This is a genomic window from Pseudomonas sp. SAS7, assembly GCF_052112345.1.
Classification (GTDB): domain Bacteria; phylum Pseudomonadota; class Gammaproteobacteria; order Pseudomonadales; family Pseudomonadaceae; genus Aquipseudomonas; species Aquipseudomonas putida_Q.
The window spans coordinates 1-202 of the sequence record NZ_JBEGGO010000087.1; the positions used below are offsets into that span (position 1 = coordinate 1).

Sequence of the window (202 nt, forward strand, 5' to 3'; positions counted from 1 at the left end):
CGAGGTCGCAGTCAGTTTCGCGATGACTTCGTCGGTGGTGTCGGTGACGTTGACCTTCGCCGCGTCGCCCAACTGCAGGTTCTCGAAGGTACGGCCGCCGATGTCGGCTGCCGACTTGATACCCAGGCTGATTTCACCGGAGTCTTTGTAGACGTCGTCGCCTTGGGCCGCGTGCTCGTAGGGCGCGCTGGTCTGGCCGGCC

The 202-nt window shown here is 64.4% G+C and carries 1 protein-coding gene; it reads right to left on the bottom strand.

Annotated features, from left to right (window positions below; all coding sequences use genetic code 11):
• The coding region (locus ABI582_RS28805) for an immunoglobulin-like domain-containing protein (protein WP_442121011.1) at positions 1-202 on the bottom strand (202 nt) is incomplete at both ends.